The 858-nt window shown below is 37.9% G+C and carries 1 protein-coding gene; it reads left to right on the top strand.

The window, feature by feature from the left end:
* Window positions 1-796 (top strand): protein kinase domain-containing protein (locus AB4517_RS17070; RefSeq protein ID WP_372148883.1); only part of this gene is annotated, 796 nt, incomplete at its 5' end.
* Window positions 797-858 lie beyond the last annotated feature (62 nt).

The following is an 858-nucleotide window of genomic DNA, read 5'->3' on the forward strand; positions in this document are numbered from 1 at the left end:
CAAAATTATTTACAGGGTCGATGAATATCTGTCTACTAATTCACTTTCTTATGACCAAAAGCTTACGTTATTTCGAGATATTTGCCTTGCTATTGAGTATGCGCATGAGTTGAAAGTTCTACATGCTGACCTAAAACCTGAAAATATACTCATAAATGCTCATGGAGAACCTAAGGTTATTGATTTCAATCTTACTCAAACTCTTAGTTGTTCGCCTGATAACTCACTCAACTCCATTAAAGCGGTAAGTCGAATTTATGCTAGTCCAGAACAACTCACAGGTGAAAGTTTGGACGAAAGGTCTGACGTGTTCTCTTTAGGGCGGATCCTACAGAAGATGTTTCCAGATAAAATAGCGTCTAGAGATTTAATTCGAGTACATCAACATGCGACTAACGTAAACCGTTCTCGTCGATATCAAAGTGTTCGTGCTTTAGCAAATGATATCGAAAATGTAAGGCGTTGTTATCCATTAAATTATCGTAACAATAATAACGTTCATAAAGTGATTAAGTTTATTCAACGTTATCCTACCACATCCGTGTATTTTTCTTTCTTTCTTGCGATATTGACCGCATTTTTAGTGGCTTTCTCTATAGAGACGCACAATCTTAGTGATCAAAAATTGCAACTTGATTCGGTTATATATGATGTCACATCAATGGCTTACCCATCAAGCCATACCTTACTTGATTGGGATGAAATTATTCACTCTCGAAATCTGAATATCGTTGACCTAGACGTTTACGTTGAAGACGTTAATTCAAATGATCGTGACGGTTTAGTAGTTCCTTAAAACCACCGCCCTAGTCGGTGGTGATTGTTGCTTGAGGCTATGGCAGGGCGGGATCGCACTTT

The sequence above is a fragment of the Vibrio sp. 10N.222.52.C3 genome (genome assembly GCF_041474195.1).
GTDB classification, from domain to species: Bacteria; Pseudomonadota; Gammaproteobacteria; order Enterobacterales; family Vibrionaceae; genus Vibrio; species Vibrio crassostreae_C.